The following is an 18,218-nucleotide window of genomic DNA, read 5'->3' as shown; positions in this document are numbered from 1 at the left end:
TTTATTGATACTTTTTAGCTTCCTCATATATATGTTCCATGTTTTCATCAAAAGCTTTTTTAAAATCTTTTTCATCTTGATTTCTAGGATTTTTAAGTAATAGAGAAATAGGTGTTTTTTTCTGAATTGAAGTATTAAAGGGTTCTTTTAATCTAAATTTAGCAATGAACTCCTCATCATCATCAATACGTTTTTCAAACTCTTTACCGTTTTTTGTATGTCTGATTTTATTACCAACAAATTTTAAATCAGTAGTAATATATGATTCTCTTGTTTTAAAATCAATAACATCATTTTTAAATTCTTCTAAACGTTGTTTGACTGTTGCGGTAGCGCTAAAGTCAACAGGTTCAATAGGGCTTATCATTAAATGACTAACAGCAACAGCATTTTTAGTAGCAGTTCCAAAGTCATTATGTGTATCCATGATAATGAAATCATACTGTCCTATATTTAAGCGTTCGTAATTATCTTCTAACCACATATACAGCATCATGGTCTTTTTTTCGCTTCTAGCATTATCTTCTTGGACGTCGTGAAGTCTATTAAATCCACCAATTAAATCTACATTTTCTGAAATGTGATGAATTTTTACGTCGCCATTACCAGTTAAAATATTTGCGACAGTTCCTTCTTGGTCATATACATCTAAAACTTGAGAAAAATTGCAGTTTTCATCTAAATCTATACCTAAAACTTTTTTATTCTTTTCGATTGCCAGCCACATCATAAAGTTATATGCAATTACTGATTTTCCAACGCCACCCTTTAACATTTGTACTGTTAAGAAAATAGGTTGTTTTTTATTTGTCATACTAGCACCCTCTTTCGATAATTATACCTTTACTTATGGTTATAAATAAACATATAAATAAAGGTTTATTTACGGTTTTATTTATGATTACAAATATAAGTATAAATAAGGGGGTATTTAAAGTCAATAATTTATCTAAAATCAATACTATAATTGAAAAGGATATAAAAAATAGATATAATGAAAAGTAATTAAAAAGGAAGAGAGGTAGTTATTTTGTATAACAGTAATAATAAAAGGCGAAAAAATAAAAGAAAGTATCAATCAATTTCCCAAAATGAAGAACAATACCTTATAAAGAATGGTATATCGAAAAGTCGCTTTTATGAAAGGGTTACGAGGGGGTGGTCTAGAGAAAAAGCTATGACTAAACCGGTTAATCAGCATATTAGAATAACAGAAGAGGAAAAGAGATTAATGAAAGAAAACGGTGTTGATAATAAAACATTTAGAGCAAGAATTTCTCGTAATATGGATAGAAAAGAAGCAGCAACTAAACCTAAAAGGAAATACAATTACAAAGATAAATGAATAGGTGTAAATTCTTTTAAATCATGGTTTGAACACGTGAATGTATAGTATTATTGATAATGTAAAGATTAAGTTATATTAAGAAAGGAAGATGCATTATGGCTATTAGTGAACAACAAAAACAAATACTTGCTGAAAAGATTGAAGAAATTATTCAATCAACGGACTTTGGATTATTATTAAAAGCGATAGATGCTTATTTGTATGAACAAATGGTGTTAGATGCGTTTGAACAAAACGATATGCCACAAGATATTGAGCCTGAGGACGTAAGTCATGAGCTAATACTTAAAAATAAGAAAAGTTCAGAAGCATGGGCTGAACAGTTGTCTAGAGAAGACATACACAATGAAGCAGATTTAAAGGAATGTGTAGAGAACGAATCAGAGTTGTCACAGTTAATGTTGCAGCACATTGAAGATAACTTTGATGCTGAAGTTGAAATAAAGGAAGAACTCAGTGAAATTAGAGAACGCAAACCTGACGTAAAAACATTATCTGACGCACTAGAACTTGCATATGAAGAGAATGAATTTATTGAATATCTAAAAGAAACTGAACCAGATAAGCTGAATGAGCAGATTAGAGAAAGTGCGACAGATGAAGGAATTCCACAGGATACACCAATAGAAGAAATACCATATACAATATATGTTAATTTAAAAACAGATTTTGACACATTAGCAGAAAAATATCTTGAAGAAGCAAAAGAAAGTGAAAACACATCGATGTATGCGCTAGAAAATATAAATAGAATTCTAGTTCAAGATGAAGTTTATGAGTTTGATGTTGAAGTAGATAAAGACCAATTTGAAGAAGTATAGATGCTATAGATACTTACCTCCTTTGCTCAGTTTGAGTTAAGGGAGGTGTTTTTATTTATTAAATTATAATTGAAAAGTATATATATAAATGATAAGATTATGTTAAATTTAAAGAAAGAAGAAGGGTGGTAATTATGGCTTCAAATACTAGGGAAGAATTAAAACCGCTTCGAAATCGAAAAGTGAAGGTAACGGCGGTTGTTGAGAAAGTTAAATATAGAACACCTTTAGATATCAATGATAAAGGTAAGTTAAATGTATGTGTATTGCTTAAACCCGTAAGTGTTGATGGAATTGAGTTAGACCACATTTGGATATATCAACGTAATAAATACTATGATGTATTTCAATCTTTTAAAGGAGAATATATTAAGTTTAAAGCTAATGTAGTGAGTTATGTTAAGAATAATGATGGTATATATCAAGAAGATTATGGTATAGAGCCTACTTCTAAGATTATGACAAAAGCGTCATATGATAAAAAAATTGAAGATACCATCAAGAGATAAGGAGCGTTTATATGACAAGTAGCGATACAAATCATTATCCCTATGCGAAAGCATCAAGAATATTTATGAAGATAGGAAAGTACCTAATCATATTTATAATGTTATGGTTATTCCTATTTAACATAATACTGTATTTTCTATCATTAGGTTTGAAGAAGGTAGCTAATAGTAATGGTTTGCAAGAAATCATAGAAGTTTATAACAATGCAATCAGCATAATAACTACTAAACGAATTCCCCCAGCAAGAGGTTTAGGTGATTCGCTTCATAATTGGGTAGTTGAACATAAATCATTAGATAATCTATCTTTTTTGATATGGGCACTCGTTATTATAGCGATACTTTATATAGGTACAATTATTTTACGTCATCATCATAGAGAACAAGCACCATTTTTAAATGATATTGAATCAAAAATACTTAAAATGAAAATGCGATTTGCGCTAGGTGCAGGTTGGAATAACATATATGATGAAGATGAGAAGCGAATCAGAAAAGTAGAAAAAGCAGTAAGAAGACGTATTAGAAGAATGAAAGTACGTATTCATACAAAAAAACATGCAGGTGAAAGTGTACCAACCAAACAATATATTGTAAGTATAAGAATCCCGAGTAATGATGATGTTGTCAATTTACTAAAACGAAAAATAAAAAACATGCCAGACCGTTTAAGAAAACAGTCTAATGGTGTGATATTTGGGGATAGAGAAGAAGCGACAGACGGTAAATGGTATAACTTCAAAGGGTCTAAAGAATCAAAAGCGAAGGAAGCTCTATTAGTTAAATTAGACCGTAGAAAAGCAGAAAAAGGTAAGGTAAAGGGCAATAAAGTTACAGTAAGTCAAGGTAAACAACAACCAGAAGAAGTTGAGTATACATTTCCGTTAGACTTATTTGTTGATAGAACAGAAGATATTAAAAATGCGACAAAGGCAGCATATGATTTTGCAGAGAGAAAACAAAGAGAAATAGCAAATTACCTTACGTCAACAGAAAAAAGTGCGACACATCAACTAACAGAGGTTGGAAGTAGTTCAGTATTATATAAATATCGAGTGGCATTTTCTAAAAATCAGACATCAGATAAAGCAGCACAATCTATAGAAGATGGCTTGTCTGATGCGTTAGGTGTAGAAGGTATTTTAGTATCAGGTGGTGCGAGTATTTTAACCATTACTTTACCTTTAAAAGAAGGTGAGGAAGATGATGGAACACTGAAATACAATTATAATATTCCGATTGATGTTAAGAATATGATTCAAAAAGTTAAATTCACTGAACCAACAGACATGATTTTAGGTATGACACCAGATAACAATGTGCAACATTTCCCACTAGCGATTGCGCCTCATTTATTAATATGTGGTGCCACAGGTTCAGGTAAATCTGTAAACGTTCAACAGATGCTTATTACAATGATGATTCACAGTACACCAGATATACTGAAGTTTTTAATTGTTGACCCTAAAAGAGGCGATTTTTCATTCTATAAAGGATTACCTTATATGTTAGCTGACCCTATCACAGATATGGACGACGCAATGGACGCTATTACATATGCAACTATTATTATGGACGAGCGTACGAAAAGTTTTGAGCATGTCGGCGTTCGTGACATTAAAGGTTATAATAAATGGGCGAAAAACAGTGGTAAAGATATATTACCGTATATTGTGGTTGTCATAGATGAGTATGCGCAACTTATGAAGAAACATAAAGAAGTTGAAGAACCGATACAAGAGTTGGCACAAATGGCTCGTGCAGCAGGCATACACTTAATCATTGGTACGCAAACACCTCGTGCTAATATCATTACAGGTGCTATTCGAGATAATATTGATACAAGAGTTGCTATGAAAGTAGTGAACTCAGGAGCAAGTTGGATAGCACTAGATGATACAGGTGCAGAAAAACTAAAAAAACGTGGGGACATGTTAATTAAAAGAGATGATAAAACAGTACGAGCACAGGGTGCTTTTATTACAGACGATGAAATCAAAGGTATCTTTGAACATCTAAGAAATAAATTTGATAAACCGATTTATGTTGATTATAAAAAAGTGGTGGCTAGAGCAAAAGGTGAAGATGACGATGAGTTAGCAGAGAGTGGTAAAGTGTCTAATAGTACAACGATATCAACAAATGCTAATCGTATGAGACCAGAGCCTAGTAAAACACCACAACAATCAATGAAAGGTAAGACAAAAGTATCAACATCAGCTTCAAGTATGCAAAAGTTGAAAGAGCGTGCTAGAAAAAGACGAGAAGCGGCTGAATCAGGAAAAACGACTAAAACATCAAAGCATAGTAACCAAACAAGAACGAGCAAACAACCGAAGAAAAAACAAATAGATATGGATTTCTTTTTAGGAAGAAAGTAAAAGCCCGAATATTTCGGGCTTTTATAATAATTAGGAGGTGTATTAATGGGAATCATACGAACAATTCATAAGTGGATAGAACCTTATAAGTATGATAATGAGATAGAAATTCCTACTAAAAAAAGTACGAATAAAAAGAAACATGTTAAGGTAAGTAAAATAACGAAAAATGATAAAAAACCTACAGAGTTAGATGCAGTTAATAGAGGAGAATTAGGTGTTAAAATTATCACCTTAAATAATGAAATGAATCCAGATACAGCATTTCAAAAAATGGATAAAAGTGCTACGCATATTGCTTATTATTATCATTCATCAACAAAACATCAAATTGCAGCAAGATTTGAGCCACAGTCAGGATTTAGGTATTACAAAAGAAATGATATTAAACGAAAAAATTTTAAGCCTATTATTTACAATAAATATTCCGCTTCAGATAAAACGCATTTAATCCCCGTTGGTTTTCATGGTTCTGAAAATGACCCTAGATTACTAATAGGTTGGAGTAGAAAGTTGAATCGTGGAGGAATAAAAAGACATGAAGAAAAGGTCGTTAATATCAATAAAGAATATGGGATATACTGGTTTGTTGATGTAGAAAAAACATCGAATGGTGGAGCAAAATGGACATCTACAGTATGGTTTGAAGATGGCAATATAGTAGATAAAAAAGTGTTTTACGATAAAGATAAGTATCATTGGTCAAGTTGAAAATGATTACTAATAACTCAATGATTTTTTTAAAAGGTGATATTGACATGAGTAATGAAGAATATATAAAGGATACCTTATATGTTGAAGATAGTTTGTTAAATTCAGTGTTAAAGGGTGGAGATATTAAATATATGACTGATTTACAAAATTCCAACCTTAAAGATATTCAGCTAAAACATGGTTATATTGCGAATTATCAAATATATAAAAATCGAAATGAGATTAAGAATACTTCAAGTGATATAGTTATACATATTAATCACATAAGAACACATTACAAACAAAATGGTATTATGACGGTAACATTAGCGCATATCATTAAATCAATACTTGTAAAATATAATGAGTCTGATAAAAGTATAGAAATAAATTTAGTGAAAAGTGGAGAAGTAAATAGTATAAAGAAAGAAGTCTATTATAAACTTATACCTCGTAAACCGTCAGAAAAAAGTAGAGTGAGATACGAAGTGTTTAAACCAGAAAATCGGACGGAAGATATAGAGTACTACAATAGACTAATTGAAAAGAGTAAATATAATATTGTGGAACTATCAAAAAAATCTTTTGAAAGTATAGATAAAATGTATTATGAAGATTATTTATTAGAGGAACTGATAGAAGTAACAAAAGCTGAGGTTACATACTTACATAGTAAGTATTACGGAAGAAAAGATAACCAAAAAGTCGTTGCTGAGGCAATAGATAATGTAAGTAAATATTCAAATATAGAGCGCTTAATTGACTATTACATGGGTATGAAAAATGAGAGTGAAGAAGTATCAGAATGTTTATCAAGCATAAGTCAATTTAAATTAAAATGTGTGAATTTGAAAACTGAAAGTATAGACAGAGTTTTTGATAAATTTCATAAAAGAAAACAGAGGATTGAGATTATGATGATTGTATATCTGTTGTTGAGTTCTAAAATTACAATAGAGTCGATTACTACAGCAACTAATATTAAAAAAGACGTGTTAAGCAAATTGAAAAGTGAGGAAACATCAATAGAGAACTTAAATTTTGATACAGTATTAAAACTATATGAATATGCTGTAACTATAGAAGAAAAACAAGATAATATACAACAATGGTACCGCATATTAAAACAAAAGTTTAATAAAAAGAGATTGAATAAAGATTGTTAAATCCAGTTTATATAGATAAGCTGGATTTTTTATGTGACAAATTATGCTAACTATAGAAGAAAAATATACGCAAATACTATTGGGTTTTAAAAATACAATAAAATGGTTGAAAGGTATTGAATAAAATGATAAATTGAAGGTAAGTCATCATAGATTGAGGTTTGGTAAATGTTTCCCGATACAAAGGAGGTAAAGCATTATGACAAATAAGTCGAATATGAGTGATGAAGCAAAATGTATTAAAGAAACAATTGAAGCGACATTAGCGTTTGACGATGAACCAGTAGAAAGAATTGCTAAACAACATGTGTTTTTAAATCAAGCGAGTAATGCAGCAATTGAAGAAGTTATTTATTCATTAAGCATCAACAATGTGTACGGTAAAGCATTGAAACAATTTATAGAAAAAGGCGAATTGAACAAAGTCAGTTATGACATTGTAAAATTTGATATTGTTAAAGCTATTAAATCAGAGAAAGAAATATAAATAATATGGTATGCGAATAGATAATAAGAAAATTAATGAGTGATAATTTAAGTAACAACAAAGAAAAGGGTGAGACGTCGATGTTTATTGGTAATATTAATGAAATGGAGCTAAAGCAAGTTGATTTAAATCAATCAGATAGAGAAATAAGTAATAGATATAAGAAAAGTCAAAAACATATAATTCTATTTAGCTATTTACTCTTAATTCTATGGTTATTTATGACGAGCGTTACAGTTTTTAATGTAGATACGCTAAATTTATATCAGTACGAATATAGACATGAAGTTAAGGTGTTAGGTTATATATTGATTTTACTTATGATTATAGGTGATGTTGGTACATTGTATTGGTTCGAAAAAATAAATCGAGAAATAGGAGCAATAATAAAAAATTATATTTCTATTTCTGATGATGGAATAGCGAGTTTGAAGACTTACTACTATAACATTGCGCTTGATTTTAAAGTGAGCAATGTTAAAGAACTAAAACCAATTTCATTTAAAGCGACATGGTCATTGTACATGTATATGAGCTTTGCATTTAACATCATGATTTTATTCACTATGATTATAATTCTCATTTTTTAAAATAGCTTTCTGAATATGAGAAATTGAGATACATGGAGATAGGAGGTGTTGGATTGGTTAAACCGCTTAAAGTTAATATCAATGAAGTTTTGTTAGATAGTGTAAATGAAAAACAACGAAAAAAGGTAGAAAAAGAAACAAGAACTTTAAATGGGATAGACAATTTATTTATGTTAGTGATTGCATTAGTATTGGCTATAACATTTATAGATAAGATGATAGTAAACGAAAATATCCCGTATTTAATGATATTAGTGAGTTTATTAGGAATAATAACAATTATATATATAAGATATGCTAGAAAAAAACAAAAAAAGAAGTTGGAAATATTGTTACAACAGACTCCTTTGTTTAATGACCAAGAATCAATCAAAGTTGTTAGCTATCATGAAAAAAGCCACACAATAGCAATGTATGTATTATTAATATCTTTAGTATTTTCCCTACTAAATAGTATTTTAGATTTGACCATTAAATAAAAGCGATATGGAGGATTTCCCAATGCATAACCAAGAAAACAAAATTTCCCAATATAAAGATAAGTGGATTAATGTTCAATTTAACGCAATTGAAAAAGAAGAGGATTTTTATCTATTTACAACACTACACAATGATAAAGACGACTATTACATAAATATTGGTCATTTAGGCATAAAGTATGAGGGTAGTAGTCAGTGGAAAATTATAGACTTTGAAATTGATAGACAATATCGAGGACAAAATTATGGTGCAGCGATGCTTGTTGAGGCATTAGAAGGTGTTACTAAGTTAAGTAATACACAAAATATTTATCTATATGGTGAAATATCGAGTGTTTATATAGAAGACCGAAATAATTATATGGATATAAACGAATCATTAGGTTATAAAAAGCTAAAAATGTTTTATCAAAAACTAGGGTTTACTTTTGAAGATGATATCAATTTTTATAAACACACGTCCGTAGAAGCTGTTCCAGATTGGCAACAGGTAATGAAATACTCAATGGAAATTGAAGAATTAAAAGTAGAAATTGCCTTTAAAGATATCATCTTAGAAGCATATGAGAAATCTAGATATCAAATGCAGTCTAGTTTTTTAGGCAGATTACTTCTGAAAAAATTTGAGGATAAAAAAGTTAGGTGATGATGATGGAAAATGATAATCAAGAATCATATAAACGTTTAACTGATGAAGAAAGAGAATTACTAGAACAATATAGGAAGAAAAAGCGAAAATGGATAGTGAGAGGCATCTTATTTCTAATATTAGTTTTATTAGCTTTAGCAATCTACTTGTTTGTTGTAAATAAGGGGACAAACGGGCAGGTAAATGAATTTGATAGAGCTGTTAAGCATAAAGATTATAAAAAGCTAACCGAAATTATTAAATCGGGGCAAAAAGATATTAGCACTACAGATGCAAAACATTTTGTTGATTATGTAAATAAACCTGAAAATAAAAAGAGATATAACACAGAAGTCAAGAAAATGAAAAAGGCTTTAAAAGATAAGTCGTCTTATAATTCAACTATTGGTAAAATAACTGATAAAAATGGACGTACTATTATTGATATAACACAAAACGGTAATAGATTTTTCTTTTTAAATGATTTAGCATTTGAACCCAATTTTTATAATGTTTATGTAAAAGAAGGAAATAATGACGCATCATATGAGTTTGAGAATAACGGTAAGCGACGAAAAGTAGTAAGTAATGCAAACAATAAAACAGAGTTAGGACAGTTTTTTGTAGGAAATTACAATGTAGAGGTAACGAAAACTTTTAAAAATAAGCCCTTAGATGGTTCAGTAGATGGTCATATTCATATTAATACAGACAAAGCAGATAAAGGTAGAAAACTAAAAGCAGAAGAAGATATACCGCAAGCATGGTTCAAAGTGAAACTTAAAAATAATGACGAGCTAGATAAAGATTATAAAGTGGTCATTGATGGTGAAGAAGCGGATTATGAAAAAGATAAAATTTACGGGAAATATCCAGTAGATGTTCCGATAACTGTATCGGCGAAAGGTAGAGCAAATAATCAGGTTCTTGAAACAAAAGAAATAGAAGTAGAGAATAACAAAGATAATAAATTACGAACAGTTGAACTAGCATTTAAAGATAGTGACATAGAAAAGCAACGAAAGATAAATAAAGAGATTAAAGATGATGCTGAAAAGTTTATGAAAGATTATACGAAAAAATTAAATACAGGTTATGAAGTATCAGATTTTAGTGCATTACAGTATTATTTTGAAGATAAAAATTCAGATGTAGCTAAAAGTATTAAGGAACAAGTAGAGTCCAAGAAAAAATCTAAGTTTACAGACCCTAAAATACAATCTTATGAGCGTAATGATACAGAGATACAAATAGTGTTAAGTAAAAAAGATAAAAAAGGACATGTGATTAATTCTAAATATGACTTAGTGTATGATTACAAAGAAAATGAATTTAAAATCAAAGATTATACAGATATATAAATTCTAAGTGAAAGGTTAAGATAAATGAAAGATAAACAAAAGCCTCACAGTCAGAATAAAAAAGAATCTCTTTTGAATAAAATAAAATACTTTAAAATATCTATGTTACTAACTCTATTATTATTAGTTTTAGTGCTAGTGTTTATATGTCTATTAATAATGCAGAAACAAGTTAATTATTTTGCAGCTTTATTGAGTTCAAATACAGCTCTTTTAGCTATATTCGTTAAGATTGAATGGGACGAGTATAAAGAAAAACTAAAAAATAGAAATAATAATAGACGACTTATTCTAGCTTACTATAATGAATTAAAAAATATGCAATTAGTTTTCGGGAGATATAGATATAAGTATCGTAAAACTGGAGCAGATATAAATATAATAGATGAAAAAATGAAAGAAGCGGAATGGAACGAAATGCCAATAGATGTTTATTATAATAAGGCAATTAAAAGTGAAATCGAAAGAGGATTGCATAATTTAGAAGTAAGAATATCTAATCATGAAAATTTAGAAAAAAGTATTAAAAACATGTTGTTGGAAAGTAATATGCCAATAAGTGGAAAATTATTTGATGAGTTTTGGAATGTTCAAAAAGAGTATCATAAGATATATACAAGACCTTTAAAATATGATGAGTGGAAAGAAAAATTAAGTGAACCAATGAAAAATTACAATCCCCAAATATATCATCTTAGTTATGATTATTGGGAAGAAATTTATAAGGCATTAGCCGCAATTGATATGAATGTAAAACTAGACACTCATATGGAAGAGATTATTAATAATATGATAAAAACGTTAAATGAAAATAAATAATATGGATTAAGAGGTTCTAATCATGAAAAAAATACTAGGAACAATTTCAGCAACTTTACTAACAACAACACTACTAGGTACAACCGCTTCAGCAGAACAAAATCAAGAGGCGAATAATGATAAACAACCTGAATTAAAAGAAGATGTAATCACATATGGTGGCGATTTAAATAACAATCAAAAAGAAGAAGTTAAGGAAAAATTAGGGGCAGACGACAGTGACAAAACAATCAATGTGACACTAGCAGACGTTAAGGAATTCACAGGTGTTCAATATGACCATATTTACTCTAGTTCACTTATTGAACCTAAAACCTTTGGAAAGGGCGTTGATGTTGAAATTGTAACGCCAGATTATATTACTAAAATAACAAAAGAGCAATATACTAATGCGGCTATCAGTGCAGGTATACAGAACGCTAAAATACGTGTTGCTTCAACTGTTGAACCGACAACAGGAGATGGAGCACTGACAGGTATAGTTAAAGCTTATGCTAAAGAAGGCACTGATTTAAGTGAAAGTGACGCTAAAAATGCCAATCAAGAGATGTCAGATTTAGCAACAATTAGTGATGAAAATGAAGGTAAAGAAGGCTATTCTGATGCAGCAATGAATAACGCTGTAGCTGATATGAAGTCACAAGTTGCTCAAGAAAAAGAGAACAATGGAGAGGTATCTGAAGATAAAGTGAGAAGTATTGTAGATGAAGTATTGAAAGAAAAAGGACTAGATAATGTGATAAACGATAATCAGAGAAATACGATTTATAATATTGTTATCAATGTATCAAAATCAAATGTTCTAAATAATGACCCTAAAGCGTTTATAAAACAATTAGATAAATATAAAGGACAATTAGAAAAAAATCATGGCGATTTAATTAATAAGGCGAAAGATAAAGCTAAAAGCTTAAATACTGAAGAAAATCGAAATATTCTACAAAAAATAGGAGATTTCATAAAAAATATAATTAATGCAATTATAGACTTTTTTAAAAGCTTGTTTTAAATAATGGAGGATAAGCATTATGGATAATGCACAGATTATATGTTTGTTAGAAGATGAAGATATTGAACTTACAAAAAACATCGAAGAAGCAATTTATATAATGTCAGATGGACGTTACATTTCAGGTATGTTTGATAGTGGAATTAGAGGGATAGACCATAGAGTTATAGAGAGCTTGTTTGATGATATAGATAGAGAAACAGAGGGTTTTTGGGATAAAGCATTAAACAGGTTATCATTAGTCATGTATGTTCCAGAAACAAATACAGTATTACTTAAGGATAATCAAAAGGTAACTGATAAGCAGTTAGAAGTTATAGAAAATTTAAAAGAAGATAATCACAAGGTAGAATCTTTTTAAGAATCAATAATAAAACCGCTTCAAATTGGAGGAATGATAAATTGGATACTGGTAATCACAATAATAAAACTTTGATGAAGATAGAATCTAAAGAAAAACAAAAAAATAAAAGAGTAAATGCACAATTAAATAATGTGTTAGAAAAAGCAAAATATATATTAGAGGAAAATCCACATTTAGTATATGAGCAACAACACCCTATATTTAGTTATATAAAAATATTTACTGACCTAATACAAAGTAAACTAACAACCTTAGTATTAATGAATGGCAGAGATAACATATATTTAAAAAAGTATAAATGGTTTAATACTGTTGAGGCATACATGAACCCAATAGACCGTATATTTTTAGGAGAAAAGTTTTCTAATGCTAAATTATATACGAATACGAATCTAAGCATATCTAATGCGAGAGACCCTATTGTTACTCACTTATGGAATGCAACGAGATTATCAGATGCTATTAGAAATATAGGTAAAGGAATGGTAAATAAAAGCTTTTCAGAGATAGGTATGAAAAAGGAAAATGCTTTTAAATACGACGATATAAATCATAAAGGAGAGTTTATATATCCTTTAGGTGTAACTAATATTTACAATGGAAATCATTCCATCAGTGCAGGATTAAACAAATCCGAAGGGCATATCATAATTGATGAAGTAGTAGATATCAGTTACTTATATGATGAATATGTGTTTGATGGTAGATATTTTATTAATAATAAAACGGGAGAGAAAGAAGAAATTTATTTTGAATTTGGAGCTTTGTTTGAAATCGGACGTTTATTATTAAGTAATAAGCATGTGTTTTCTGAAGCGGTTCAAGACATTGTAAATACTTATTAATTTAATAAATGTTAATGTCAGAGTGTATAAGTACCAATCAAAAAATGGTAAAGCAAAATATATGTGTAAAGAGAACTTACTATTTAGTAAGTTCTCTTTTTTTGTTTTCAAAAAGAGAAAAACCTTCAAAAATACGAACGTATGTTCTATAATTAAGGAGTAAATAATAAAGGGGTGTATCAAATGTATGACTATCACAATTGCCAACATAGAGATATTTTGTGTGTTGATTTAAAAAGTTTCTATGCTAGCGTTTCATGTATATTAAACGGTCTCAATCCATTAGAAACCAAGTTAGCAGTTGTAGGTAATACTAAAAGGCAAGGGTCAGTAGTATTAGCAGCAACACCACCATTAAAAGATTTGGGAATTAAAACAGGGTCAAGACTATATGAGATACCTAAACGAGAAGATATATATATTACTAATCCAAAAATGAGAACGTATATGAATATATCTACAAATATATCTAACTTAGCATTGAGATACATAGTACCAGAAGATTTTCATCAATATAGTATAGATGAGTTCTTTATGGATATAACAGATAGCTACTATTTATTTGCTTCTAGCCCATACGAGATGGCTAAAAAAGTACAATATGAAATATATCAAGAGACAGGAATAAAAAGTACTATTGGAATAGGGAGTAATCCGCTTCTAGCCAAAGTCTCAATGGATATAGAAGCAAAACATACAATGAGTGGTATAGCAGAATGGAGATACCAAGATATTCCTAATAAACTTTGGAATATAGATAATTTAACTGACTTTTGGGGGATTAATACACAAACAGCAAAAAAATTAAATAAAAAGGGCATAGTGACTGTAAAAGATTTAGCACACTATCCATATGTATATTTAAAAAGAGAATTGGGAATTGTTGGAATTGATTTACATTTACATGCAAATGGTATTGATGAAAGTTTAATAAAAGATAAATATCATACTAAACAAAAAGGGCTAGGAAAAAGTCAAATACTATTAAGAGATTATCGTTTTAGTGAAATAAAAGCAGTAATAAATGAGCAAGTAGAAGATGTTTATTATAGAACACGTCAAAAAAAGAAATATCCAACAACAGTATCAGTTCATGTGGGATATTCTAAAGGTGGGGGATTGAGAAAACAATTTACTGATAAAAATGGGTTTAAAAGTACAAATCATATTATAAATACGTTATGGAATTATCTTAGAGATAAAGCAGATAGAACTGAACTATATAGAATAGTCGGAATAAATTTCACAAATTTAAGAAATAGTAACATACACCAATTAGAATTTTTTAAATCTGAGAGAGAACAAAAGCAAGAAATAATAGACTATTCATTAGATAAAATAAAGCTTAAGTATGGAAAAGATATAATAATGAGAGCAACAAGTTTACTGGATAATGGTACTTTAAAATCTAGGCGTGGATTATTGGCAGGTCATAAAGCTTAGTAAATTATACATCTAAATATATACTTGTACTTTTTGAATTATGGTTGTTTATCATATAAATAAAAGATAATTTAAATAAAACAAAACACAAATAAACAATATTTCACTTGAAAAGTATAGTATAAAATGATAATATGTAATTAACAAAAGAAAAGGGGGTGCAAGATGAAAAGGCAAGAAAGATTAGCTTATAGCCGACAAGAAAAGAACAGAACGATAGGAAAAGACATAATCAAAATCGGCTATAAGTTCTCATCATTCATTGGTTTCTTAACAGGAATTGTTACTTTAATAAATGCTTTAATAAGCTTTATACAAAGAACATTCCTATAAGGGAAAAGGGGCGTAAAGCCCCTAGCCCTTAAAATAATTATCTTGCCGTAATTATTTATAAATAATATCTTTTAAAAAAGATAAAGGAGTGTGTCTAATGGCTTTAAAACAACCTAAAACAGATGTATCTGTAGATTTTTACGGGGAAGACGGTAACATTTTTAATTTAGCCGGAAAGGTAACAAAAGCATTAAAAAGAAATGGATACTATGCTTATGCTAAGGAAGTACAAGACCGTTTGTTTCTTCAAAAAAGTTATGAAGACGCTATAGCGATACTTGGAGAGTACGTAGAGATTGTCTAAATATCTTTTTATATAAAAGAGAAAGTGTACTTGAACCGGAAAATACTATGTTTAGATAAAATTAAAGCATATGAAAGGAATTCGTAAAGTTAAATTTATAGAGAAGAGTGATGAGATAATGGTAAATAAAAAGATTATGATATTAAATATAGTTACATTATTTTTATTTTTAGGTGCATGGGTTTTAAATTCTATTTAGAAAGAAACAGATAAGAGAAGGTGTAGTATGACCAGTAAAGAAAAGTTCAAAATAGCAATGTTTACGTTGCTGAGTTTAATAATAATTGTATTATTACTTATAATATCTTTCTTTGCAGCATATACTGTGTTTTTATCAATGCTTATAGCATTATCAACGAATACATTAAACACTGCGGTTTGTATATTAGGAGTATTTCTAATGCAGGTTATTGGGATATTCACATGGTGGCTTATAAAAAGGTTATATAGAGTATATTGCAACAAGACAGGTTTTAATATAAAAAAAGAAAATTGAATCCCCCTACATTCCCCTACCTTTAATCAAAAGCAGGGGAATGTTTTATTATGAAATGAAATATATATAATAATTAAACATTATAATTAAAACTAATAATTTAATAATGTTTAATTTAATGATAGAATGATATTGAGTAATAAAATAAGTAGGTGTAAATTATGGTTGGAAGAAAACAAGCTTTTAATAAATCCTTTCAAATAGTTAGAGCTTTGGAAAATGGTTTGTATAAAAAATATTTAGATGGAGATATCGTGCTTCAAGATATAGCTAATGAATTCGGTGTAACAGTTCAGCATGTAGCTTCAATAGTTAAAGTGAATAATATTGGAAATCCAAATAAAGAAAAATCAATATATAAATCAGAAGAACAAAAGGCTATAAAGAGAGATATTGATAATGGATTACCAATAGAATATTTTAAATCAAATTATAAGGTATTAGAAAAATTGTCTAGTACTATAAATGTTTCAAATACTTTTCTTAGATGGAAAGAAAAAGATGGATTTCATACAGATGTACCCTATGCAACATTATCTAGATTGAATAAAACAATAGCGAGTATTAATATAAGGAAATATATAGAGATAAATAATAATTTACCTAAATCAAATAGAGAATCGTTAACAAAGATAGCAAAACGATTTAATGTAAGTTATACAAAAGTTGCTAATATAGCTACACATTTGAAAAAGAATACAACAAACTTAATACCATCTAAAGATGATAAATTTTCAAGAATAGTTTATAGAAATTTAAATATTGTGGAAGAAGTTACCTATAGTAAAACTAATCATGAAGAAGCTATTGATAAAGTATCAAAAAAGTATAAAGTAGATAGAGATATTATAGAAAGTATTTTGTCTTGTGAAGCATATGTTAAAGGAGCTAGTCTAGATGAGTATTTGGATAGTATAAATAATCATTAGGAGATGATTAGAATATGGGAATAATTATGATTGTCATGGCTATAGGAATACTAGCTATGTGGTTCGCACTACATGTAATTATATATAAGAATAATAATAAACCTATCAAAATTGTATATTTTATAATTGGTTCATTAATTTTATATTTGTCATTAAGTTACTGTTTATCGGAACTTTTAAAATATAAGGTATAAAAAGAGAAAAGTACTTACTTTTCTCTTTTTATTTTTCTCCGAAAAATTTTGATTGAATAGCACTAATTACAGATGGAATATTTATGTACATGTTTGTTTCGCCATCTTCATTTTCAAGATAAAAACGACCATCAATAATTTTCACTTTGTCATTACCGATTGAAAAAAATCTAGGAGACTCTTGCTTATAAAGATAATGGTTTTTATCCATTTCTTCACTAAATTCTACACTACAAGAAAAATCATTAATATAAGTAAGTGCTTTTTCTAAAGACGAAGTACTTACTGGTTCTGAATTAGATGGTTTAATAATATAAGATATATTTTCTGTTATTACATCAATATTATAATCTGGAATATATATTCCATCAAAATCCATTTGAGTATTATACCCTTCATCTATTAATCTATTATTTAGTTCTTCAATCATGAATATCAAACCTCATTAATAAATTTTTATTATAATCCTATTAATATAAGCTATCATTTATTATTGTTTTCGAACAATACAAATTACTAAATCATCTATTATATATAACTAATATAACCTATTTAAAAAATACAAACAAGTTTTTGGTATTGATAACAAATTGAATTAATCATCTGAAATATATTTTATTAATAAACAGTTAATTTATAATTATAAAAATATACGAACGAAAAAATTCGAATGTACGTTATTAATAGAAATGTATTTCCATATAAAAGTAAGTAAAAATATAGTTTGAAATATCGGACTATATGATATATACTTTAAATATAAATAATAGTTCACTTTTAAGAACTATAAGTATTATAATAAATATAAACGTAAATAAGATAGTAAATAGAGACATATTTAAACATGTATTTAAGACCTTAAATAAGATAATAAGTAAATTATGTAATAAGACTATAAATGCTATAAATTAATACCTAACGGTATTTATAGGGCAAAACTGGTTGTTTACTTATAAGTGTAATTAAAGAGATAAATAGACTAATAAGTATAGATATAAATAAATATGTAAATAATAGAC

General features: G+C 28.5%; 22 protein-coding genes. 20 read left to right on the top strand and 2 right to left on the bottom strand.

Annotated features, from left to right (window positions below; translation table 11 throughout):
* Position 1: 1 nt before the first annotated feature.
* A complete protein-coding gene (locus HS848_RS12250; protein WP_198612517.1) occupies positions 2 to 814 on the bottom strand; it encodes a ParA family protein in 813 nt (270 codons plus the stop codon).
* 216 nt (positions 815 to 1,030) lie between these two features.
* Here HS848_RS12250 and HS848_RS12245 point away from each other — a divergent pair, with 216 nt between their 5' ends.
* The 20 genes from HS848_RS12245 to HS848_RS12150 all read left to right on the top strand — a co-directional run bounded on the left by HS848_RS12245 (position 1,031) and on the right by HS848_RS12150 (position 17,005).
* Positions 1,031 to 1,345, top strand: a complete 315-nt coding sequence (locus HS848_RS12245) for a hypothetical protein (RefSeq protein ID WP_198612516.1) — start codon at positions 1,031 to 1,033, stop codon at positions 1,343 to 1,345.
* A gap of 98 nt (positions 1,346 to 1,443) precedes the next feature.
* Positions 1,444 to 2,169, top strand: coding sequence for a hypothetical protein (locus HS848_RS12240; protein ID WP_198612515.1), 726 nt, complete (start codon positions 1,444 to 1,446; stop codon positions 2,167 to 2,169).
* A gap of 134 nt (positions 2,170 to 2,303) precedes the next feature.
* On the top strand, positions 2,304 to 2,678 hold the full coding sequence (locus HS848_RS12235) for a hypothetical protein (RefSeq protein WP_198612514.1): 375 nt from the start codon (positions 2,304 to 2,306) through the stop codon (positions 2,676 to 2,678).
* An 11-nt stretch (positions 2,679 to 2,689) separates the two neighbouring features.
* Positions 2,690 to 5,059, top strand: a complete 2,370-nt coding sequence (locus HS848_RS12230) for an FtsK/SpoIIIE domain-containing protein (protein ID WP_198612513.1) — start codon at positions 2,690 to 2,692, stop codon at positions 5,057 to 5,059.
* Positions 5,060 to 5,104: 45 nt separating this feature from the next.
* Positions 5,105 to 5,770, top strand: coding sequence for a hypothetical protein (locus HS848_RS12225; protein ID WP_198612512.1), 666 nt, complete (start codon positions 5,105 to 5,107; stop codon positions 5,768 to 5,770).
* A 47-nt stretch (positions 5,771 to 5,817) separates the two neighbouring features.
* Positions 5,818 to 6,918: a hypothetical protein gene (locus HS848_RS12220; protein ID WP_198612511.1), complete on the top strand. Its 1,101-nt coding sequence runs from the start codon at positions 5,818 to 5,820 to the stop codon at positions 6,916 to 6,918.
* A 199-nt stretch (positions 6,919 to 7,117) separates the two neighbouring features.
* Positions 7,118 to 7,405, top strand: a complete 288-nt coding sequence (locus HS848_RS12215) for a hypothetical protein (protein WP_198612510.1) — start codon at positions 7,118 to 7,120, stop codon at positions 7,403 to 7,405.
* 35 nt (positions 7,406 to 7,440) lie between these two features.
* On the top strand, positions 7,441 to 7,995 hold the full coding sequence (locus HS848_RS12210; RefSeq protein ID WP_198612509.1) for a hypothetical protein: 555 nt from the start codon (positions 7,441 to 7,443) through the stop codon (positions 7,993 to 7,995).
* A 53-nt stretch (positions 7,996 to 8,048) separates the two neighbouring features.
* Positions 8,049 to 8,474 (top strand): hypothetical protein, encoded by a 426-nt coding sequence (locus HS848_RS12205; RefSeq protein ID WP_198612508.1) that lies wholly within the window; start codon positions 8,049 to 8,051, stop codon positions 8,472 to 8,474.
* Between the two features lie 22 nt (positions 8,475 to 8,496).
* Positions 8,497 to 9,120: a hypothetical protein gene (locus tag HS848_RS12200; protein WP_198612507.1), complete on the top strand. Its 624-nt coding sequence runs from the start codon at positions 8,497 to 8,499 to the stop codon at positions 9,118 to 9,120.
* 5 nt (positions 9,121 to 9,125) lie between these two features.
* On the top strand, positions 9,126 to 10,463 hold the full coding sequence (locus HS848_RS12195) for a TcaA second domain-containing protein (protein ID WP_198612506.1): 1,338 nt from the start codon (positions 9,126 to 9,128) through the stop codon (positions 10,461 to 10,463).
* A gap of 24 nt (positions 10,464 to 10,487) precedes the next feature.
* Positions 10,488 to 11,282, top strand: coding sequence for a hypothetical protein (locus HS848_RS12190; protein ID WP_198612505.1), 795 nt, complete (start codon positions 10,488 to 10,490; stop codon positions 11,280 to 11,282).
* A 22-nt stretch (positions 11,283 to 11,304) separates the two neighbouring features.
* Positions 11,305 to 12,291 carry a DUF1002 domain-containing protein gene (locus HS848_RS12185; protein WP_232806186.1) on the top strand — a complete coding sequence of 329 codons (987 nt, stop codon included), beginning with the start codon at positions 11,305 to 11,307 and terminating at the stop codon, positions 12,289 to 12,291.
* A 19-nt stretch (positions 12,292 to 12,310) separates the two neighbouring features.
* On the top strand, positions 12,311 to 12,652 hold the full coding sequence (locus tag HS848_RS12180; RefSeq protein WP_198612504.1) for a hypothetical protein: 342 nt from the start codon (positions 12,311 to 12,313) through the stop codon (positions 12,650 to 12,652).
* A 41-nt stretch (positions 12,653 to 12,693) separates the two neighbouring features.
* Complete coding sequence (locus HS848_RS12175; RefSeq protein ID WP_198612503.1) at positions 12,694 to 13,500, top strand: DUF6710 family protein; 807 nt, start codon at positions 12,694 to 12,696, stop codon at positions 13,498 to 13,500.
* Between the two features lie 183 nt (positions 13,501 to 13,683).
* On the top strand, positions 13,684 to 14,943 hold the full coding sequence (locus tag HS848_RS12170) for a Y-family DNA polymerase (protein ID WP_198612502.1): 1,260 nt from the start codon (positions 13,684 to 13,686) through the stop codon (positions 14,941 to 14,943).
* A 165-nt stretch (positions 14,944 to 15,108) separates the two neighbouring features.
* Entirely contained in the window at positions 15,109 to 15,276 is a 168-nt protein-coding gene (locus HS848_RS12165) for a hypothetical protein (RefSeq protein WP_198612501.1), read from the top strand.
* A 97-nt stretch (positions 15,277 to 15,373) separates the two neighbouring features.
* Entirely contained in the window at positions 15,374 to 15,580 is a 207-nt protein-coding gene (locus HS848_RS12160) for a hypothetical protein (protein WP_198612500.1), read from the top strand.
* A 226-nt stretch (positions 15,581 to 15,806) separates the two neighbouring features.
* Complete coding sequence (locus HS848_RS12155) at positions 15,807 to 16,076, top strand: hypothetical protein (RefSeq protein ID WP_198612499.1); 270 nt, start codon at positions 15,807 to 15,809, stop codon at positions 16,074 to 16,076.
* A gap of 161 nt (positions 16,077 to 16,237) precedes the next feature.
* The gene (locus tag HS848_RS12150; RefSeq protein WP_198612498.1) at positions 16,238 to 17,005 is read left to right on the top strand and encodes a LysM peptidoglycan-binding domain-containing protein; all 768 of its coding nucleotides are present in this window, start codon (positions 16,238 to 16,240) and stop codon (positions 17,003 to 17,005) included.
* Between the two features lie 222 nt (positions 17,006 to 17,227).
* On the opposite strand, the gene HS848_RS12145 is transcribed toward HS848_RS12150, so the two are convergent.
* Positions 17,228 to 17,629: a hypothetical protein gene (locus HS848_RS12145; protein ID WP_198612497.1), complete on the bottom strand. Its 402-nt coding sequence runs from the start codon at positions 17,627 to 17,629 to the stop codon at positions 17,228 to 17,230.
* Positions 17,630 to 18,218: the final 589 nt, after the last annotated feature.

The organism is Staphylococcus caledonicus, assembly GCF_016238465.1.
In the GTDB taxonomy this organism is placed as follows: Bacteria; Bacillota; Bacilli; order Staphylococcales; family Staphylococcaceae; genus Staphylococcus; species Staphylococcus caledonicus.
The sequence above is the reverse complement of the archived record's forward strand: the minus strand, read 5'-3'. Positions and strand labels throughout refer to the sequence as shown.